General features: G+C 71.3%; 4 protein-coding genes. 2 read left to right on the top strand and 2 right to left on the bottom strand.

Annotated features, from left to right (window positions below):
- A partial coding sequence (locus ACTIDRAF_RS32800; protein WP_211215326.1) for a TetR/AcrR family transcriptional regulator occupies positions 1 to 244 on the bottom strand: 244 nt, incomplete at its 3' end.
- Positions 245 to 368: 124 nt separating this feature from the next.
- Here ACTIDRAF_RS32800 and ACTIDRAF_RS0212025 point away from each other — a divergent pair.
- On the top strand, positions 369 to 1,661 hold the full coding sequence (locus tag ACTIDRAF_RS0212025) for an MFS transporter (protein ID WP_016698992.1): 1,293 nt from the start codon (positions 369 to 371) through the stop codon (positions 1,659 to 1,661).
- 245 nt (positions 1,662 to 1,906) lie between these two features.
- On the opposite strand, the gene ACTIDRAF_RS0212020 is transcribed toward ACTIDRAF_RS0212025, so the two are convergent.
- Complete coding sequence (locus ACTIDRAF_RS0212020; protein WP_039786953.1) at positions 1,907 to 2,716, bottom strand: class I SAM-dependent methyltransferase; 810 nt, start codon at positions 2,714 to 2,716, stop codon at positions 1,907 to 1,909.
- Positions 2,717 to 3,029: 313 nt separating this feature from the next.
- On the opposite strand from ACTIDRAF_RS0212020, the gene ykgO reads away from it, so the two are divergent.
- A complete protein-coding gene (ykgO, locus tag ACTIDRAF_RS0212015; RefSeq protein ID WP_016698990.1) occupies positions 3,030 to 3,152 on the top strand; it encodes a type B 50S ribosomal protein L36 in 123 nt (40 codons plus the stop codon).
- Positions 3,153 to 3,450: the final 298 nt, after the last annotated feature.

The raw sequence follows: 3,450 nt of genomic DNA, 5'->3' as shown, positions 1-3,450 counted from the left end.
CCCCCCCCCCCCCCCCCCCCCCCTGCCGCTGGCTGCTCACGAACCGCTGGACGTACCGGTCGCGCAGGGCGCCGAGAAGATCGTCCTTGTTCGTGAAATGGAGGTAGAAGGTTCCCTTCGCGACGCCGGCACCAACCGTGATGTCATCGACCGTGAGGGAGTCGATGCCGTCCTGAAGCACGCGTGATTCGGCGGCGTCGAGCAATTCGCTGCGGCGCTGCTCGCCCGGTTTCGTGCGTGCCACCTCATCCCCTTTCGGTCCGGAACAGCGTATACAACGCGGTCCCGTGCCGCACACAGCGCTGTTAGCGCCAACTGTAGTCATTCACGTGACTGCCGGTCAGTCATGTCAATTGTAGGGAGAGACGATGCGGGGCACTGAACACGGTGTCGTACCCGGGACCGGGAACGGACCGACCGGGCAGGTCGGTCCGGCGGAACCGGGTCAGCTGGGACGCGCGCACCGGCTCGGCGTCATCACCGCGCTGTTCCTCGTCGCCGACATCGGCTACTCGTTCTTCTTCGGCGCGCTCGGCACGATCCTGCTGGGACGGGGGGTCTCCCTGGGCACCGTGGCGCTGATCAACCTGCTCGGCGTCGTCTACTTCAGCCGGTTCCTCATCGGCCCGGTGATCGACCGGTTCGGCTCGGTCCGGTTCGGCCACTACCGCGCCTGGCTCCTGTCGACGCAGGTCGTGCTCGTCCTCTTACTCGTCGTCCTCGCCGGGCTCGACCCGGTGGGCAACCTGGGGCCGACGCTGGTGCTGATGACGCTGCTCCTGGTCATCTCGGCCTTCCACGACACCGCGATCAACGGCATGGCGGTGCGCCTGTTGCCGCCGAGCGACTACGGGGTCGCCAACGGCATCCAGGTGGCGGCGGCGAGCCTGTCCATCCTCATCGGTTCCGGCGGCGCCCTGTTCCTCTACTCCCACGCGGGCTGGACGACGACCCTGCTGGCCCTGGCCACGGTCTTCCTCATCCCCCTCGCGGTGCTGGCCCGGCTCGTCGAACCGGTCGTGCGGCCCGCCGACCGGTCGGAGCCGTGGCGGGCGCTGCTCAGCTTCTTCCGCCACCGCCGGACGGCGGTCTGGACGCTGCTGGTGATCCCGGTCTTCCTGCTCGGCGACTGGCTCGCGTCCGCGCCGCAGTCGGCGATGCTCCTGGCGGTCGACTGGTCGCTCGACGAGATCGCGCTGGTGCAGTACACCCTGGCGGTGGCGGCGCAGGCCGGCGTGGCACTGGTGGCGGGCGCCCTGATCACGCGGTTCGGCCGTACCGCACCCGTCGTGGTGGCCGGGGTGGTGGGGGCGGTGGCGACGGCCTGCCTGCTGCCCCTGGCGTTCGGGGGCGGCGGGTACGGGCTGACCGCCGGGGCGCTGGTGGTCATGGCGGTCGCCTACGGGGCCAAGATGACCTGGGTGTCGACCATCTCGATGGAACTGGCCAGGAAGAGCTCGGCCGCCACCGACTACACGATCCCGATGTCCATGATCGGGATGTGCCGGATCGTCCTCAGCTCGGTCGGCCTGGGGCTGGCGGGGCTCACCGGCTACCCGGTCCTCATCGCCAGCTCGGTCCTGGTCATGCTCGTGGGCGCCGTCGTCGCGCTCGTCTGGACGAGGCGGCACCTTTCCGCAGCGGCCACGGTGGGGAGCTGAGGCCCGGCGGAGCAGCCGATTCCGACGCCGACTCCGGTGGGAAAAGCGCCGGAACAATGTCGCCCGCCGGCGGGGGGAGCGCCACACGAGGCGTAGCCGGCACGCGGCCCCGAAACCGGCGGACGAATAGGGCGTCGCAGCCTGTTTCCGGCTTATGACTCTCAGTGCGGAAATGCGATTCCCGGAAATGGTCGTCGTGCGGAAACGCGTCCGCCGGCTTTGTCGGGGTCATGCTCCGTGCCGCCTCAGCGCCGACTCCCGGTACCCACCAGGGTCGTGGCGTCCAGCTCGGTCACGTCGTCCTCGGCGAGCAGGTGCAGATAGCGGTTCCGGACGGCTTCGACCCCCTCCTCGTCGAGGGGGTCGAGGGCCGCGCGGAAGCCGGAGCCGAGGACCACGAGCCAGGCGATCTCGGGCGTCATGGGCAGCCGGTGTTCGTGGACCCGCACCACGACGTCGTGGAGATCCCGCTCCCGCAGCCAGCCGGTGAAGCCGTCCACGGTCCTGACGTCCCGCTCCGGGGGCGCGGCCGCGGGCGGGCCGGCGGGTGGGGTACCGAGCACCTCGGAGACGGCCCTGCCCAGTCGCACGCCTGCCGCCTCCATCGCGCCGCGTCGCCAGATCGTCAGCCCGACCCGGCCCCCGACCCGTGCCCTGCTGACGAGGTGGTCGGTGCCGGCCGCCATGTCGGGGAAGAAGAAGATGCCGAGCACGGCCTGGACGACGTCGTACCCCGAGGGTTCCCAGGTGGTGACGTCGGCCGAGGTGGCGCGGAGCTGGGGGAGGTCGGCGGCGTGCCGGCGGAGCTGGTCGACCATCGGCACGGAGACGTCCACGGCGTCCACGAGTCCGTCCGCTCCCACCAGGCGCGCGGTGGGCAGCGCGGAGGCGCCGGTGCCGCAGCATGCGTCCAGGACCCGCTCACCGGGCCGGAGGTCCAGGGCGGCCACCGTCGCCGCCCCGATCGGTTCCCACAGGTGGGGTCCGAGGTCGTCGAAGTGGGCCGTCGCGGAGTCGAAGGAGGGGCGGTCCACCGGAAGTCGATGCGCGGTCATGTCGCTAACGATAATCGTTTCAGGTTCGGCCCGGGGTCGCTTCTGGTGAGGTCGCCTCCACCGGGCCTTCTCGCCGGTCCGCCAGCGGCGCCGCTCCGACCGGTGACCGCCTCCAGGGCAAGTGAAAATGAAAACCGTTGTCGTGTAAGGTCCCACATGGATGCCCTCCCATCCACGAGGGTGGTGCCCCGCCGAGGGGCACCACCCGGGGCGTCTCCCACGCCCCCACCAGGTGGACGAGAGCGTCGCTCTACCGGGTCCCGGTGTCGGGGCACCACCGCCACCGCAGGTCGTCGACACGAAGGAGAAGCGCATGAAGGTCCGCAGGTCACTGCGATCGCTGAAGAAGAAGCCCGGGGCTCAGGTCGTGCGGCGCCGGGGCAAGGTGTACGTGATCAACAAGCGGGACCCCCGCAACAAGGCTCGCCAGGCGTGAACCCGGGCCCGTCCTGGGCGCGCGGTGCGCCACGCCGGAGCTCGGCACCGGTGCCCTCCCGCAGGTGAGCGCCCGGCCCACCCCTCCACCGGCCGCTCCCGCCCGCCACCGGGACCCGCCACCCGGCGCCGGCGCTCCGGAAACGAGCGACGTCGAGCTGTCCGTGCTGGGCTGGCGCCGGGCGGGATCGGGCGAACCAGGTTCGCGGGGGGACGGACCGCGACATGCGTGCTGGAACCGGACCCGCTCGCGCACCGGACGCACCTGCCACTGGCGCCCCCGGGGCTCGCGCGGCAGG

The sequence above is a fragment of the Actinoalloteichus spitiensis RMV-1378 genome (genome assembly GCF_000239155.1).
Classification (GTDB): domain Bacteria; phylum Actinomycetota; class Actinomycetes; order Mycobacteriales; family Pseudonocardiaceae; genus Actinoalloteichus_B; species Actinoalloteichus_B spitiensis.
This window is presented reverse-complemented; position numbering and strand designations above follow the sequence as displayed.

Excerpts from the sequence above, each read along its gene's own strand:
- ACTIDRAF_RS0212025 (WP_016698992.1), top strand. The coding sequence starts at position 369 with ATGCGGGGCACTGAACACGGTGTCGTACCCGGGACCGGGAACGGACCG.
- ACTIDRAF_RS0212020 (WP_039786953.1), bottom strand. The coding sequence starts at position 2,716 with ATGACCGCGCATCGACTTCCGGTGGACCGCCCCTCCTTCGACTCCGCG.
- ykgO (WP_016698990.1), top strand. The coding sequence starts at position 3,030 with ATGAAGGTCCGCAGGTCACTGCGATCGCTGAAGAAGAAGCCCGGGGCT.